Here is a 15,055-nt window from a genome sequence, read left to right as displayed (position 1 = left end):
TTGTGATGAAACGACATGTAAAGTTTATTAAATTTAGTCCGACTCAAAATATGACAATTTTAGTAGATGGTCAGCACTTAAAAGAGGACTATCAACAAATTGCCTTAAGGTTGATGGCATACGACCATGTATATGCAGAACAGGTAGGTTTTATTGAAAAGCCGAAACAATCGAATGCTGATGGTAATCTCCGGATGGCAGGAAATGAATTCTGTGGAAACGCATGTATGTCTTTAGCTGTATTCATTGCTCACGAAAAAGGTTTAAGGGAAAATAATGAATCTGATTTATTAATTGAGACTTCAGGAACTGACGACTTAATTAGATGCCGAGTGAAGAAAGAAGCAAATAATTATCGTTGTCGAATTTCAATGCCCTTACCTAAAAAGATTGAACCTAGAAACATAGAATATAAGAATACATACTTGGAAGCTTATAACGTTCAGTATGAGGATTTTTTTCATCTTGTACTTAAAGTAAAAAGAATTAATGCAGAAATGAAAGAAACAGCAGAGAATATTGCTCAGTCAATGGGAGAGATATATCCGGATATTTTAATTGGTATCTTGCTTTATGAGGAAGAATCACACTACCTTGCTCCTCTCATTTATATCCCAAAGCTAAACAGTATGGTATGGGAAAGGGGGTGTGGATCTGGAACGGCTTCAATTGGAGCTTACCTTGCATTTTCACGTAAAGGAAAAGTAAGCGTTAGAATTAAGCAACCTGGTGGCAGTATTTATGTATTCGGAGAGCATGAAAACAAAACTTTAAAAAGTCTTCAGATTGAAGGAACTGTTAATATTGTGGCTCAGGGAGAAGCATTTATTACATTGTAAATTAAGTAAATTAGGAGGAGAATCTGTGGAAGAATTATTGAGATTTAAACAAAAAATACTAGATTTTTTAGAAGGGTTCAACTATTGGTCAGAAAAATATGATGGTACCGTTCATCATTTTGAAGAGCTAGAAAAGTTAATTAATGAGTATACAGCTTTTGTTCTTAGCGAAAAAAATAAAGAAACGTGGGTATTATTTCAATCGGGACATATGGGCGATAAACTACTTCCAGAATTACAGCATATCTCTTCTCGCTGTGTTTCTATCATGGAAAAATATCGAGCTCTTCAATTGATTAATGGACAAGTGGAAATTACAGACTACTTTAAAAATATTGAGTCTTGTATTGAGGAAGAGTTCGGAAATTTCCAAATAAAACCTAAGTCTAAAGTGCTTTTAATTGGTTCTGGAGCTTTTCCAATGACCCCTTTACTGATCGCTAAAAAAACAGGAGCCGAAGTAGTAGGAATCGATATTGATGATGAGGCAATTGATTTAGGCCAAAAAGTGTTAAGTATATTGGGGGACGGGTTGAATGTTCGAGTTCAAAATAGTGAATTAGATCAGCTAGGTTTTATAAAAGATGTGACGCATATTATCTTTAGCTCTACCGTAAAAGAAAAATATGACATATTAGACCAGTTACATGATTTAACGAGAGACGAAGTGACGATTGCGATGAGGTATGGTAACGACTTAAAGTCACTTTTTAATTATCCGTTAAGAAAAGTTAATTTAGCAAAGTGGACGTTAATTAGTCGTGTTTTACGCCCAAATCAGGTTTTTGATATTGCACTATATCAAAAGCAAAGAAAGGGTGAAGAATTTGGAGTTATTTAAAAATATTTTGTTGTTAGGAACGGGCCCCACAACTTTACAGATTGGATTGAATTTTAAGAAAGCTTTAAATAGCAAAGTAGGTATTGCAGGAAGACCTTCTATACGTTCAGAAAAATTCTTTTCTTCCTTAGTGAAGCATGGTCACCTTGTTGAAGTAAGTATTCAAAATCGAAAGCATGAAAAGATGCAGGGACATTTTATAGTTGATGATGTATTTTTTAAGTATGAAGAAGTGATTGGGACATGGGATACTCTCGTTCTAGCAGTCACAACTGATGCTTACTTAGATGTGTTAAAGTCTCTTCCAAAAAACATACTACAAGGTGTACAAAGAGTTATATTAATATCGCCGACCCTTGGTTCAAATTATTTAGTGCATCATTATATGAAGCAATTTAATCCTCAGGTGGAGGTAATAAGTTTTTCTACATATTACGGAGATACGCGCTGGTTGAGATCTGAGCCATCATACCAGGTGCTAACAACGGCTATTAAGAAGAAAATTTATATTGGGTCTACACAATTTCCTTCTGATGCGGTTGAAAAGTTGGTAAACCTTTATAAAGATTTAGGCTTAATTTTTGAAATTATGAAAACACCAATTGAAGCAGAGACGCGAAATATCTCACTATACGTACATCCTCCGTTATTTATGAATGAATTTTCACTCAGATATATTTTTAAAGAGGAGAAGCACCAGAAATATGTATATAAAATCTATCCGGAAGGGCCAATTACACCTTTATTAATGAAGAATATGGTTAATCAATGGAAAGAAATTATGAAGGTGCTTTCACAACTTAACGTTAAACAAATGAATTTGCTGAAGTTTATGACAGAAGATAATTATCCGATTCGAAGAGAAAGTGTATCTCTTAAGGATATTGAAAACTTTAATGAACTTAACAGCATTCACCAGCAATATTTGCTATATGTTCGCTATGCGTCTTTATTGGTAGACCCTTTCTCAGAGCCAGATGAAAAGGGACGCTATTTCGACTTTTCGGCAGTTCCGATTCAAACGGTGTTTATGAACAAAGAAAAAAAAATGGATATTCCGCGAATGCCAAAAGAGGATTATTACCGTTTGAAAATGATTCAATCTATTGCTAGATATGTAGAAAGCGATTGTCCAACAATCGATTGTTTTTTAACAGCTTATGAAGATAAAGTAAAAGCTTTTTCAGAAGCTAATAAAGAAGTGAAGCTTTCAAATGCGTTTTCGAATCTATCTTTTGAAGAGGATATACAGATGATTTATGAAGAGCTTGATAAAAGCCTAGTTTAACAATATTAGTGACAGAATAGAATGGTGGAGGAATTAACGTGAGAAAAAGTAAACGGCTTATTTTAGTGGCTCTTGCCTGCACAGTTTTCCTTATAGTAAGTGCTTGTAGTAACAATGAGAAGGCAAGTACAGATGCAACGGACAAAAAAGAAATCACCTATGCAACTTCTAAAGATATTAATGATATGAATCCGCATTTATACCCAGGTTCGATGTCAGCGCAAGGGATGGTTTACGAATCACTCGTAGAGAATACGGAAGATGGAATTAAACCTTTGCTTGCTGAGTCTTGGAAAATATCAGAGGATGGAAAGACATATACATTCAAGCTTCGAAAAGATGTAAAGTTCCATGATGGAGAGCCGTTTAACGCAGAAGCAGTTAAGAAGAATATTGATGCGGTGCAACAAAACGCACAGATACACTCTTGGATTAAGCTATCTACTAAAATTGTGAGCTGCGACGTTATTGATGAATATACGATAAAGCTCGTGTTATCAGAGTCTTATTATCCAACACTAGATGAGTTATCAATGACAAGACCTTACGTGTTTATTTCTCCGAATGACTTTAAAAACGGTGGTACCAAAGGTGGCGTGAAGGGTTATCACGGTACAGGTCCATATGTATTAAAAGGTCATAAAGTAGACAAATATGCGACGTTTGAAGCAAATGAAAGCTACTGGGCAGGAAAACCAAAAATTAAAAAGATTACGGCAAAAGTACTTCCAGAAGGCGATACGACGTTTCTAGCTTTACAAAAAGGTGAAGTGAACTTTGTGTTTACGGATGATAGAGGCGCAGACAGTATCGATGTAGAAGCAATGCAGCAACTTGTTGATTCTGGTGATTACCAACTGGTCAGAAGTAAACAAATGAACACAAAAATGATTGTAGCTAACAGCAGTAAGTCTGAAAGTCCAGTTAATGAAACAGCAGTGCGTGAAGCAGTTTGGTACGCTATCGATCGCAAGACCATTAGCGAAACGATTTTCGAAGGAACAGAACTCCCTGCAAATACCTTGTTTTCCAAAAACGTAAATTACGCAGATGTCTCTCTCAAAAAGCGCGGGTATGACATAAAAAAAGCCAAGAGAATCCTTGATGAAGCTGGATGGAAAGTAGATGGGGAAAATGGCGTTCGCACAAAAGGAAATCAGCCTTTAGCTATGAAGCTTTATTACGACAGTAACTCTGCTTCACAAAAAATGCAGGCTGAATTTATTCAAAACTCTCTTAAAGAGGTAGGGATAGAGCTGAAGCTTACAGGAGAAGAGTCAACGTCAATTGCAAATAGAAGAGCTACAGGGGATTATGATTTATTGTTTAATCAAACATGGGGGCTAGCATATGACCCACAAAGTACTATTGCATCGTTTAATTCGTCTTCTTCATACTTGCACACAACCAAGGGAATTAAAGAAGCTGATGAGCTGTATAAAAAAATTCAACAAGTCATGGTGTCGACAACTGAGGAAGAACGTCAAAAGCTATATGCGGATATCTTAACAATTGTACATGATGAAGCAGTGTTTATTCCAATTACGAATGGAAACGTAACGGTGGTAGCTCCGAAAAACTTAAAGGGGATTTCATTTAAGCAAACCCAGTACGAGTTGCCATTTGAACAAATGAAGTTTGAATGAAAAAAGGGAGTTTTCTCCCTTTTTTATCGGACAAAAATATAGGAAGGAAGATGAATCATGGGTGTGTACATTGTAAAAAGGCTAATGCTAACGGTTCCACTACTATTAGTTATTTCATTTCTTACATTTGTACTAATTAATTTATCTCCTCAAGATCCTGCTAAATTAGTTTTACAAGCACAAGGCGTACCGGTCATTACTGATGAGCTCATCGCTCAAACAAAGGAAGATCTAGGGCTAGATGATCCATTTATCGTTCAATATATGAATTGGCTTATATCATGTCTTAAATTAGATTTTGGAAATTCCTATGTTAAAGATGAATCGGTTTGGATCCTGTTGGGGCCAGCTTTCTTTAATACGCTAAAATTAACGCTCGTTTCATCAATCGTGATTATTACTTCTTCTATAACTTTAGGAGTCGTTTGTGCGTTAACAGAAGATAGAGTGCTTGACCGTTTTATTAGAGGACTTTTCTTTTTTTTATCAGCACTTCCAGCGTACCTGATTGCGATTTTAATAATTTGGTGTTTTTCCGTTGAGCTTGATTTGCTTCCGACAAGTGGACTTGAATCATATCAAAGCTATATCCTGCCCGTTTCAGTTATCGCTCTTACTCATATCGGGCTGTATTTCAGGACGGTACGTAGTTCAATGCTCGCAAACCTAAATGAAGATTATGTACTGTATGCAAGAGCTTCAGGTCTACCTGAGAAAAAAATAATAGTAGCCATCTTAAAAAACTCTCTACAAGTATCTATTTCTATTTTTTGTATGTCGATACCCCTTATTTTGGGTGGAACTGTTGTAATTGAGAATGTATTCGCATGGCCTGGGTTGGGGAGCTTAAGCGTAAAGTCAATTTTAAATAGGGATTTCCCAGTAATACAAGCCTATGTACTTATTATTGCTGCTGCTTTTGTTGTATTTAATACAACGTCGGACATTATTAATACGGCATTAAACCCAAAGCTAAGGGTTGGTGAATAACATGCGGATACTAAAAAATCTAGCAAAGGATAAGCTAGGTTTTATTGCGCTTTTTATTATAGTAATTACTTTAATAGTTGGTGTTTTTGCCCCTTTCATTGCTCCGAACGACCCTATTAAGGTGAATATGAGCCTTCGATACGCAGCGCCTTCACTTGAATACTGGTTAGGAAATGATCATCTAGGAAGATGTGTACTGTCCAGGATCATTTACGGTATTCGCCCTAGCATTATTTATGTCTTAATTGCTTTATTATTATCGGTTGTACTCGGTACGCTGCTAGGGTTTATAGCAGGGTACTTTAAAGGAATTACGGATTCTATTATTATGCGAGTTTGTGACACTATGCTTTCTTTTCCTGTGTACGTCATTACGCTTGCTATCGTTGGTATCTTAGGTGTTGGCTTAGAGAACATTTTGATTGCATTTATTTTAATGAAGTGGGCATGGTTTGCGCGCGTGATTCGCGTTTCTGTGATGCAATATAGCGATTTAGAATATGTAAAGTTTGCGAGAGCAACTGGACTAAATCATTTCACAATCATCTACCGCCATATGTTGCCGGTCACCTTTGCAGATATTGCCGTCATTTCAAGCAATTCAATTAGCTCCACCATTCTGCAAATTTCAGGGCTTTCTTTTCTTGGCTTAGGGATTCAAGCTCCAAATCCGGAGTGGGGAATGATGTTAAACGAAGCAAGAGACGTTATCTTTACAAAGCCAGAGCTATTGTTACCGCCAAGCCTAGCTATTATTACGATTGTTCTAGCTTTTAACTTCTTATCAGATGCGCTTCAAGTTGCGTTAAATCCAAAGCTTGCTAAAACGAAAGTTAAATTGGAAGAAGAAGTGAAAATAGGAATGCCAACGTTAAATGAAAAGGGGGCTGCAAAATAAAGCTATGAGTTTATTAGAAGTAAAACAGCTAAAGGTATTCGATTGTAAAACCAATAAGTCAATTATTCATAACAGCTCATTTCAGGTTAATGAGGGGGAATGCTTAGCTTTAGTAGGAGAAAGTGGTAGTGGAAAATCAATGACGTGTAAGTCCATCATGCGACTGCATAAGAGAGGTATTAAACAATATGGTCACATCTGGTTAAAGGGTGAAAACTTGTCCGAACTATCCGAAAAACAAATGAAAAGTAAAAGAGGGAAGAAGCTTTGTATGGTCATGCAAAATGGTATGAGTGCTTTTAACCCTTCTGATCCTGTCGGAAGCCATTTGGTAGCTACTTTAAAGCAGCATACAGATTGGAGCTATGAGAAAATTGAGAGGCACCTTGCTGATGCGATGAAGCGTGTGAGGCTACAAAATCCCGTAGAAATAATGAATAAATACCCATATCAGCTTTCTGGAGGTATGCTTCAGCGATTGATGATTTCCCTTGCTTTACTACTAGAGCCAGACGTTTTAATTGCAGATGAACCAACCACAGCACTGGATACTATTTCACAGTTTGAAGTTGCAGAACAATTGATGGCTTTACGAAAAAACATTGGATCTTCCATGATTTTTATTTCACATGACTTAGGGATTGTGAACAAATTAGCTGATCAGATTGTCGTGATGAAAGACGGGCATATCGTGGAAAGAGGAGCTGCACAAGACGTCTTTCTAAAACCTCAACATGAATATACAGAGTATCTGATTTCAACTAAGCGTACGCTTAGTGAGCATTTTCAGAAAATGATAGGAGGAACTGTACATGCTTAAAGTATGTGATGTTGAAAAATCATATAAAGCTGGGGGGCTCTTGTCAAAAGATAAAAGAAAGGTAATCAAAGGCGTCAGCTTTGAGTGCGAGATCGGGAAATGCTTAGGAATTATTGGTGAAAGTGGTAGTGGCAAGTCGACTCTTGGACGTTTAATTTTAGGAATTGAACGTCCTGATACAGGGAGTGTCCTTCTTAATGGAGTAAGTACAATTCATGTAAAAGCGCGGGTAGGAAAAATGAGTGCAGTTTTTCAAAATTACGCATCTTCCATTAACCCTTTTTTTACCGTTCAACAAGCGATTATGGAGTCACTTCGAATGATAAAAGAGAGAAAAGAAGACCAAGAGAAGCAAGTAGAGATCCTACTTAATCAGGTAGGGCTTCCTGCATCTTATAAAGACAAATATTCGCATGAATTATCAGGAGGAGAAGCGCAAAGAGTTTGTATTGCAAGAGCGATTGCAACGAAGCCAAAGTATCTTCTACTTGATGAAGCCGTCAGCTCGTTAGATATATCTGTGCAGTTTCAAATTTTAAATTTATTAAAGGAATTAAGAAGCGCTCACGATATGAGCTATATCTTTATTACTCATGATTTGCAAGCTGCAACATATCTTTGTGATCGACTTATGATTTTTAAGGGTGGAAAAATTGAAGAGATAGTAGCAATGCAGAATCTTAAGCATGTGAAATCGTCATATGCCCAAGCATTATTGAAAAAAACAATTATCTTATAGATGTAAGTATCATACATAGGAGGAGAAAACAATGAACGGAGCATTATCTTGGCCCTTCTTACGTTTATATGCACTAGTGCTTCTTTATTTTAGCGCAAATGCAATCTTAAACGTAGTTATTCCTCTAAAAGGAAGCAGCTTAGGGGCAACTAATACAACAATTGGCATCATTATGGGTGCCTACTTATTTACAACGATGTTTTTTAGACCTTGGGCAGGTTATATCATTCATAAATATGGTCCGGTTAAAGTGTTGCGAGTTATTCTATTTATTAACGCTGCAGCCTTAATTTTATATACGTTTACAGGCCTAGGGGGCTATTTTACAGCTCGGATACTACAGGGAGTTTGTACGGCTTTCTTCTCAATGTCGCTGCAAATCGCGATTATTGATGCTTTACCTAAAGAAGATCGCTCTCAAGGAATTTCTCTTTACTCTTTATGTTCATATATTCCGGGTATTCTTGGCCCTCTGTTAGCTATCGGAATTTGGCAAGAAGATAATGGAACATATTTTGCTGTTGTAATGGTAGCCATTGCTAGCTTAACAGGCCTAGTAGGTTATGGTTCAACAAGAAATTCACATAATGAAGTGAAGAAAACGGAACCACCTCTTGGGATGAGTGCTTCGTTTAGTCAACTGTTTAAAAATCGCTACCTTTTTAGATGTAGCATTATCATGCTCGTTTCTTCCATGGTTTTTGGAGCCGTAACGACCTTTGTCCCTCTCTATGCAGAGCAAGTGAAAAATGGGCACGCAGGAATATACCTTATGATTCAAGCTGCAACGGTAGTGGCAGCGCGATTTACATTAATGAAAAAAATCCCTTCAGATGGAAAGTGGCATTCTTTTTATATGATGGGAACGCTCTTAATGCTGACTTTAGCAGCGCAGTCCATTAGCTTTGCGAATGTTGGAGGCGCTTTTTTCTTTTATACTGCGGCCGTTTTAATGGGAGTGGCTCAAGCGATTATCTATCCTACATTAACAACATATTTAACCTTTGTACTACCAGTCAATAATCGTAATACGCTGCTTGGATTATTTATCGCAACGGCCGATTTAGGTGTATCACTAGGAAGTATTGTAATGGGGCCAATTGCGGATGCTTTGTCTTATTCGCTGATGTATACAATCTGTGCCGTATTTGGAATTCTAATGGTTGCATTTGCTTATGGAAGGCATAAACAATTTGTTAGTTAACTGTTCTGTTAGTAAATGTGGAAATACAACTTTGCAATAAGCATAATATGATTGAGCACACTTTACATTAGCATACACTAGAAACAGAGGAATGTGGAATTAGTTCTTTTGTATATGCCATAAAGAAGCCTTTTCATTCAGAATGTTTCACTAAATGGCTTTATTCAATTCCAAAGTGGATAGTGAGGGCTAAAGGTATTGCGTGGTGCGCTATCAGAAATAATTTAGCGCTTTTAATGTCTCAAGGTGGGGCATACTGTAAGTATTGAACCTATTTCTTATTGAATTGCCTCCTTACCAACAAACCAACAAGAGCAAATTGTAAAAAAATCCACATTTGTTGGGTGAATGGGATAATCAATTCCATGATTGTCACATCAAGTTAGTATTTATTGGCATAGATTTAGAATAAGATAAAATAGAATAGAATAGGAATTAAATCAATATCTTCTAACGCAGAAAGAGTTTGAAGAGAGTTGGAGTAAGTTTAAGGATTCATTCACTTGAAATTTGCAACAGACATAATAGAAAATAGCTTACCTCACTTTTTGATTTTAGAACTTTAAAAGGTTTGATTACACAACAATCTAAAAAAGCAGGTTAATATTTAACCTGCTTTTTCTGATCTTATTTATTGATTATTACACTATTCACCAGGGCCTATGAGCTGTTCACCTTGATAAAGTTCGTACACGTAAGGATTATCAGGCTGGTCAATGGACTCAATTTGTTGAACCTGAACATAGGGGGCATCTTCTCCGTTGTACGTAGTTTTTTGTATTGTTCCCTTTATATGAACCCACGTATCTTTTTTTAATGTTGAGGCATTTTCTAGTGTAGATAATAAGCCGTATACAGATGCATCTGCTGCACAACAGGATATGCCAAAGCGAGCAACAACAAATTGATTATCTTTAAATCTTTTTTCACGATAGACAAAGCCACTGACTTCGACTTTTTTTCCTATAAACTGATTGGTGTTGTTTTCAATAATGTTCATGACTGGAATATAGTCGGTGTCATTTATAGAAATCTTCGGTTGTTTGACTAGCTTCTCTTCCAGTAATTCATAAAAACCTTTAGGAGCCACTTTAGCAGCAATACTATTTTGATGTGTGGTGGGAACATTCTTTGGCGTTTCATCTAAATTTCCAGACAATAAATCATTCGTATCTTTTTCTAGTTCTGAATTAGTAGTATCAATTTTTTCATCATCTGCGGGTTGTTGCTGAGTATCAGATTTATTAACGGAAAAACTTAACCCTCTCTTTACTGCAACAGAACTATCAAGTGTGTGGTCAGAAAATAAAAAGCCTGTCATGATAGGCAATAGAAATAAGGAGTAAATAAGCGTTGTTCGAATATTTCCTTTTTCTATATGATCATGACCGCATTCACAAGTTACATCCTTCTTTACACTACTTCGCCAAATTTGTATAATTCCCAACAAAAAAAAGGTACCAGAAGAAAACAATATAAAAGGCAGCATTTTAGGTGCAATAAATTGGATGATTTTACCTGTTAACATGAGTTTAAACATAAGGAGGGAAAAACCAATTAGTAATATCCCCCTTATATAAATGATAAATTGCTGATCAATTTTCTTCATATCATTTCTCCTATCTACTTACTAACTATTCCATAAGTGATGGTGATGAGATACACACTCACAGTAATGATAAGAATTAGACTACATGCAAAACGTTTTTTGAAAAAAGCTAGTAGCATAATGGTGTTTTTAAAATCCATCATAGGTCCATATAGTAGAAAGGCAAGAAGAGCTGTAGGTGAAAATGTATGAGAAAAAGATGAAGCTACAAAAGCATCTGCTTCTGAACAAAGTGAAAGTACATAAGCAAATCCCATCATAACAGCAGAAGACATGTAGTCATTGCTAGCAAGGTTCGTCAATAGTTGTCTATCTAAAAAGGTTTGAAATAGACTTGCTACAAGTGCACCAAATAATAAGTATTTGCCCATATCGAAAAATTCATCACTGGCATGATACAACATCTGTTTTAACTTATTTCCTACTTTTGCTTCCTCATGTTCGTGAACGTATACATCTCGTAACTGATTGGAATTCTGAAAAAGGAAATAAACGGATAGACCAATTAATATACAAGCAACAACAGCTAGACCCATACGGCTGTAGACGATGGACGTATTTGACTGGAACGCATAAAAAGTAGCAGCAAAGACAACGGGATTTAAAATGGGTGCCCCAACTAGAATGACAATGCCGATATGAAGAGGCATACCTTTTTTTAATAACCGCCTTATAACTGGAATAATGGCACATTCACAAACCGGTAAAAGAGCACTTACTAGAACAGCTGGTAAAAGAGCTATATACGGATTTTTTGGAATCAGACGCTGAATGAATTTTTCTGAGACAAATACTTGAATAAGAGCAGATGCAAATACTCCCAGCAAGATAAAGGGGATAGCTTCAAGTACAATGCTTAAAAAAATGGAGTTTACATTTAATAAAGATGCCGGAATAGCTAAATCATTTGTATTTATATCAACAAAGAAAAAGCAGTAACCAAAAAGCATCAATAACAACACACCTATTAAATCTTTACTTAACTGTGATAGGGTTGTCATAACTTATCGTTTCACCTCCAATTACTAGAACTATATGATAGAATCTGAATAAATTATGCTGCTAATAAGAAAGAGCTAATATAAAAAATTCATTTAAAAGATAAAAACCTTAAAAATAATGATTATAACACTTTTTAAAACGTAACAGTTACGATTTGTTGTATATTCTATGTGAAGATTACATGGTATAGAACTGAATTAACACTGGTTTTATCAACGCAATATATGTCCTTCTATGATAAAAAGATAAGTTAGTATAATTATCATAAATAATATGCACATCCAAACTTATATAATTAATAAAAGTAATACTTAACGTATTTTCAACGGAAGTACGTTAAGTATTACATGCATAATTAAGTTGATTTCGAATTTAACATAATCTGATTTATGTTAACTAAAGTAGAATATCTTATACAGTAGTTATAGAGAAAAAACACTGACTAAAATTAAAGAAGGGTCATTTTGTTACGATAAAGCTTAATTGTTTTTCGGACAAATCGACAATAAATTGTTTATTTTTGTTATTTTCAGACAATTAATTGACAAAAAAATCTCTTTATGGGAAAATAAAACATGTAATATATTACAAATTATCTAAAGGGGGATGAAACACATGACAGTTTTTAAACCATGCGAAAATGAGTATAAAATTCGTGTTAATTTAGAACACGGTGAAACTTCTCCATCAAAATAATTGTAATATTGAAACCAATTGATGGCTGCCCTTCATAGGGCAGTCATTTATTTTTAGAAAACATATCTTATGTCTATTAGGTTAGGAGAAGTTATTATGAAACTAAAAGTATCAGAAAACATCATTCACTTTTGGAAAAACGGTCATCTTATGGTAGATGATTTTATAAGACATGAGCAATACAGCTTAGAACCATCCATGTTCCCTATTTTAAGTTCATTTAAAGAGTGGATAGATCCAAAAGAGGCCTCTTTAAAATTACAGCAAGAAGGAAATATAAAGTTTAAAGAACAAGAGATTACAGACATAATTAAAGCCCTTAAAGAAGTACATATATTAGTAGAAGAGAATAATGAGGAAAATCTAAAATTGTCTAATTGGAAAGAATGGGGAACTCCAGCTAAATATTTTCATTTTAATACAAGACTCCTTCATAAAGATAATTACCTAGATGTAAATCAAGACTATGATAGGTTAGTTACTAAAAAACAAAATATAAAGTCCCCACCTATATATAAGACTTATCGGGGGTTAGAGGAAATCAAGTTGCCTCTTCCAATGTTTGAAAAAGGCCGAGAATTTATTGACACTCTTTTAGAAAGGCAAACTGTTCGTTCTTTTTCCAAAGAGCCTATAACTTTAACAGAATTATCAACCCTTCTTTATTTTGTTTGGGGAGCACATTCTTGTAAAAGAGATTCTGGAATAGGAAAGAATCTTTTTAAAACAAGTCCTTCTGGTGGGGCAAGACATCCTATTGAAGTATACCCTTACATATCAAATGTAAAAGGATTAGAGAAAGGCTTATATCATTATAACGTACAGAATCATTCTTTAGATGTAATTAAGAAAGGAACTATATCTGATGTTGTAGATATGGCTGCTGGACAGGAATATGTAGAGAATGCATCTGTCCTCTTTTTTTATACGGCAGTATTAGAAAGACCCATGTGGAAATATAACAGTCCAAGAGTATACCGTATTGTAATGATGGATGTTGGGCATTTAAGTCAAACTTTTTACTTAGTAGCTTCATGGCTGAAACTTGGAGCATTTTTTACGGGGCATCTTAAAGATGAATTAGTAGAAGAAAAGTTGTGTATTGATAAAGAAAAAGAAATCGTCTGTGGGCTTTCAGGATTAGGTCATTTAAGCGATGAAGTAAAGATGCAAGGAAGAGATTTCAGATTTAAGGGAGAGAGGTAGAAATGAATTCCTTAAAAACCATATTAAAGAATAAAAATTTAAGTATTGTTTTGGGAAGTCAATTAGTATTCCAAATGGGAATATGGTTTGGCACTATTGGTAATTTGCAATTCTTACAAAACCATATTGAATCTCATACCCTTCAGGCATTTTTTCTTGTTATTGGAGGAATTGTAGGGGTAATGATAGGACCGTATGCAGGACGTTATATAGACGTTACCTCTAAAGTAAAAGTATTAAGGTTAGTTGGATTAATGAGAATCACTTCTGTTATAGCCATGTTAATTGCTATATATACAGGTTCAATTTATTGGATGGTAGTATATAGTATAGGAATTGGTTGCTCGGCTTCTTTTTTTAATCCTACTATACAAACAATTTTGCCATCTATAGTTGATAAAGATGATTTAATTACTGTTAATGCCATTAATATAAATATTATTACTTTATCTCGAATTTTTGGGGCTGTATTAGCTGGTTTATTGTTAACTATCGCGCCTTTATACGTTTTGTTTATCATTGCCCTTATTGCTTACATTACTCTTTATTTCATCAACTTCTTACTATCTATTCCTGACAATTTAAAATTGAATAATAAAAAAGTTAAGACTAAGTTTAAGGAAATTTTCCCTATCATTCTAAAAAACCATGCCATAAAGACGGTTTTAGTATTATCTATAATTCCTTTGATCTTTATTTCAGGATTTAATTTGTTTGTTATTGAAGTTGGTGAAGGAAAACCTGGTTTTATTATGGGAATACTTTACTTTGTTGAGGGATCAAGCATTTTGATTGCTGGACTATTTATAAAAAAAATGATAAAAAAATATCAAAAACAGGTATTAATTCTTCTGTTTGCTTGTGGGTTGATGGGAGGAGCACAACTCTTACTTTCACTAACAAATCTCTATATAACAGTTTTTGCGTTTGGATTGTTTGGCTTGGCTTATGGTATGTTTAACCCTCTTCTATATACATATTCTCAACAAAAAGTACCTTCAGACATCCATGGAAGATTCTTTTCATTTAAGACCATGATTGATCGAACTATTATGCAATTATGTCTTGTGCTAATTGGATTCTTACTTGATAAAATAGGTTATAACAGTCTAATGATGTTATTAGGCCTATGTACTTTTACTTTAGTTATATCTACTTTTATTAGTTTAAGGATAAACTCTAAACATTCTTTGGAGAGAGAAATAAAACATTCTTCAGATTTATAAGGGTTAAAAGCCTTCTATATAATGTAACTTACAACAAATTACATTTTGTGA

The 15,055-nt window shown here is 34.9% G+C and carries 13 protein-coding genes and 1 pseudogene; 12 read left to right on the top strand and 2 right to left on the bottom strand.

Going from position 1 to position 15,055, the window contains the following annotated elements; all coding sequences use genetic code 11:
- The first annotated feature begins 5 nt into the window (after positions 1-5).
- The 10 genes and pseudogenes from LJY09_RS26415 to LJY09_RS27855 all read left to right on the top strand — a co-directional run.
- Positions 6-839, top strand: coding sequence for a histidine racemase CntK family protein (locus tag LJY09_RS26415; protein ID WP_047751931.1), 834 nt, complete (start codon positions 6-8; stop codon positions 837-839).
- Between the two features lie 25 nt (positions 840-864).
- Complete coding sequence (locus LJY09_RS26410) at positions 865-1,680, top strand: SAM-dependent methyltransferase (protein ID WP_228307866.1); 816 nt, start codon at positions 865-867, stop codon at positions 1,678-1,680.
- Positions 1,667-2,968, top strand: coding sequence for an opine metallophore biosynthesis dehydrogenase (locus LJY09_RS26405; RefSeq protein WP_228307865.1), 1,302 nt, complete (start codon positions 1,667-1,669; stop codon positions 2,966-2,968). Before LJY09_RS26410 ends, LJY09_RS26405 begins: the two co-directional genes overlap by 14 nt.
- Before the next feature lie 92 nt (positions 2,969-3,060).
- Complete coding sequence (cntA, locus tag LJY09_RS26400; RefSeq protein WP_047752065.1) at positions 3,061-4,614, top strand: staphylopine-dependent metal ABC transporter substrate-binding lipoprotein; 1,554 nt, start codon at positions 3,061-3,063, stop codon at positions 4,612-4,614.
- 57 nt (positions 4,615-4,671) lie between these two features.
- Positions 4,672-5,604: a nickel/cobalt ABC transporter permease gene (gene opp1B, locus LJY09_RS26395; protein ID WP_047751934.1), complete on the top strand. Its 933-nt coding sequence runs from the start codon at positions 4,672-4,674 to the stop codon at positions 5,602-5,604.
- A gap of 1 nt (position 5,605) precedes the next feature.
- Positions 5,606-6,502 carry a staphylopine uptake ABC transporter permease subunit CntC gene (cntC, locus tag LJY09_RS26390; protein WP_228307863.1) on the top strand — a complete coding sequence of 299 codons (897 nt, stop codon included), beginning with the start codon at positions 5,606-5,608 and terminating at the stop codon, positions 6,500-6,502.
- Positions 6,503-6,506: 4 nt separating this feature from the next.
- On the top strand, positions 6,507-7,322 hold the full coding sequence (gene cntD, locus LJY09_RS26385) for a staphylopine uptake ABC transporter ATP-binding protein CntD (protein ID WP_228307862.1): 816 nt from the start codon (positions 6,507-6,509) through the stop codon (positions 7,320-7,322).
- Positions 7,315-8,061: an ABC transporter ATP-binding protein gene (locus LJY09_RS26380; RefSeq protein ID WP_228307861.1), complete on the top strand. Its 747-nt coding sequence runs from the start codon at positions 7,315-7,317 to the stop codon at positions 8,059-8,061. Before cntD ends, LJY09_RS26380 begins: the two co-directional genes overlap by 8 nt.
- Positions 8,062-8,092: 31 nt before the next feature.
- Entirely contained in the window at positions 8,093-9,265 is a 1,173-nt protein-coding gene (gene cntE, locus LJY09_RS26375) for a staphylopine family metallophore export MFS transporter CntE (protein ID WP_047751937.1), read from the top strand.
- A gap of 71 nt (positions 9,266-9,336) precedes the next feature.
- A pseudogene (locus LJY09_RS27855) lies at positions 9,337-9,674 on the top strand (GTP-binding protein); the annotation flags it as partial.
- A 237-nt stretch (positions 9,675-9,911) separates the two neighbouring features.
- Here LJY09_RS27855 and LJY09_RS26365 read toward each other — a convergent pair.
- On the bottom strand, positions 9,912-10,874 hold the full coding sequence (locus tag LJY09_RS26365) for a TIGR03943 family putative permease subunit (RefSeq protein WP_228307860.1): 963 nt from the start codon (positions 10,872-10,874) through the stop codon (positions 9,912-9,914).
- A 14-nt stretch (positions 10,875-10,888) separates the two neighbouring features.
- Positions 10,889-11,875, bottom strand: coding sequence for a permease (locus LJY09_RS26360; RefSeq protein WP_047751939.1), 987 nt, complete (start codon positions 11,873-11,875; stop codon positions 10,889-10,891).
- 793 nt (positions 11,876-12,668) lie between these two features.
- Here LJY09_RS26360 and LJY09_RS26355 point away from each other — a divergent pair.
- Together LJY09_RS26355 and LJY09_RS26350 are read left to right on the top strand one after the other, a co-directional pair.
- Positions 12,669-13,778 (top strand): SagB/ThcOx family dehydrogenase, encoded by a 1,110-nt coding sequence (locus LJY09_RS26355; RefSeq protein ID WP_047751940.1) that lies wholly within the window; start codon positions 12,669-12,671, stop codon positions 13,776-13,778.
- A 2-nt stretch (positions 13,779-13,780) separates the two neighbouring features.
- Positions 13,781-15,004: an MFS transporter gene (locus tag LJY09_RS26350; RefSeq protein WP_047751941.1), complete on the top strand. Its 1,224-nt coding sequence runs from the start codon at positions 13,781-13,783 to the stop codon at positions 15,002-15,004.
- The last annotated feature ends 51 nt before the right edge of the window (positions 15,005-15,055 follow it).

The organism is Priestia sp. J2, assembly GCF_020790095.1.
GTDB lineage: Bacteria > Bacillota > Bacilli > Bacillales > Bacillaceae_H > Priestia > Priestia zanthoxyli.
This window is presented reverse-complemented; position numbering and strand designations above follow the sequence as displayed.

Coding starts and splice junctions, on each gene's coding strand:
- LJY09_RS26415 (WP_047751931.1), top strand. CDS start 6: ATGAAACGACATGTAAAGTTTATTAAATTTAGTCCGACTCAAAATATG.
- opp1B (WP_047751934.1), top strand. CDS start 4,672: ATGGGTGTGTACATTGTAAAAAGGCTAATGCTAACGGTTCCACTACTA.
- cntC (WP_228307863.1), top strand. CDS start 5,606: ATGCGGATACTAAAAAATCTAGCAAAGGATAAGCTAGGTTTTATTGCG.
- cntD (WP_228307862.1), top strand. CDS start 6,507: ATGAGTTTATTAGAAGTAAAACAGCTAAAGGTATTCGATTGTAAAACC.
- LJY09_RS26380 (WP_228307861.1), top strand. CDS start 7,315: ATGCTTAAAGTATGTGATGTTGAAAAATCATATAAAGCTGGGGGGCTC.
- cntE (WP_047751937.1), top strand. CDS start 8,093: ATGAACGGAGCATTATCTTGGCCCTTCTTACGTTTATATGCACTAGTG.
- LJY09_RS26365 (WP_228307860.1), bottom strand. CDS start 10,874: ATGAAGAAAATTGATCAGCAATTTATCATTTATATAAGGGGGATATTA.
- LJY09_RS26360 (WP_047751939.1), bottom strand. CDS start 11,875: ATGACAACCCTATCACAGTTAAGTAAAGATTTAATAGGTGTGTTGTTA.
- LJY09_RS26355 (WP_047751940.1), top strand. CDS start 12,669: ATGAAACTAAAAGTATCAGAAAACATCATTCACTTTTGGAAAAACGGT.
- LJY09_RS26350 (WP_047751941.1), top strand. CDS start 13,781: ATGAATTCCTTAAAAACCATATTAAAGAATAAAAATTTAAGTATTGTT.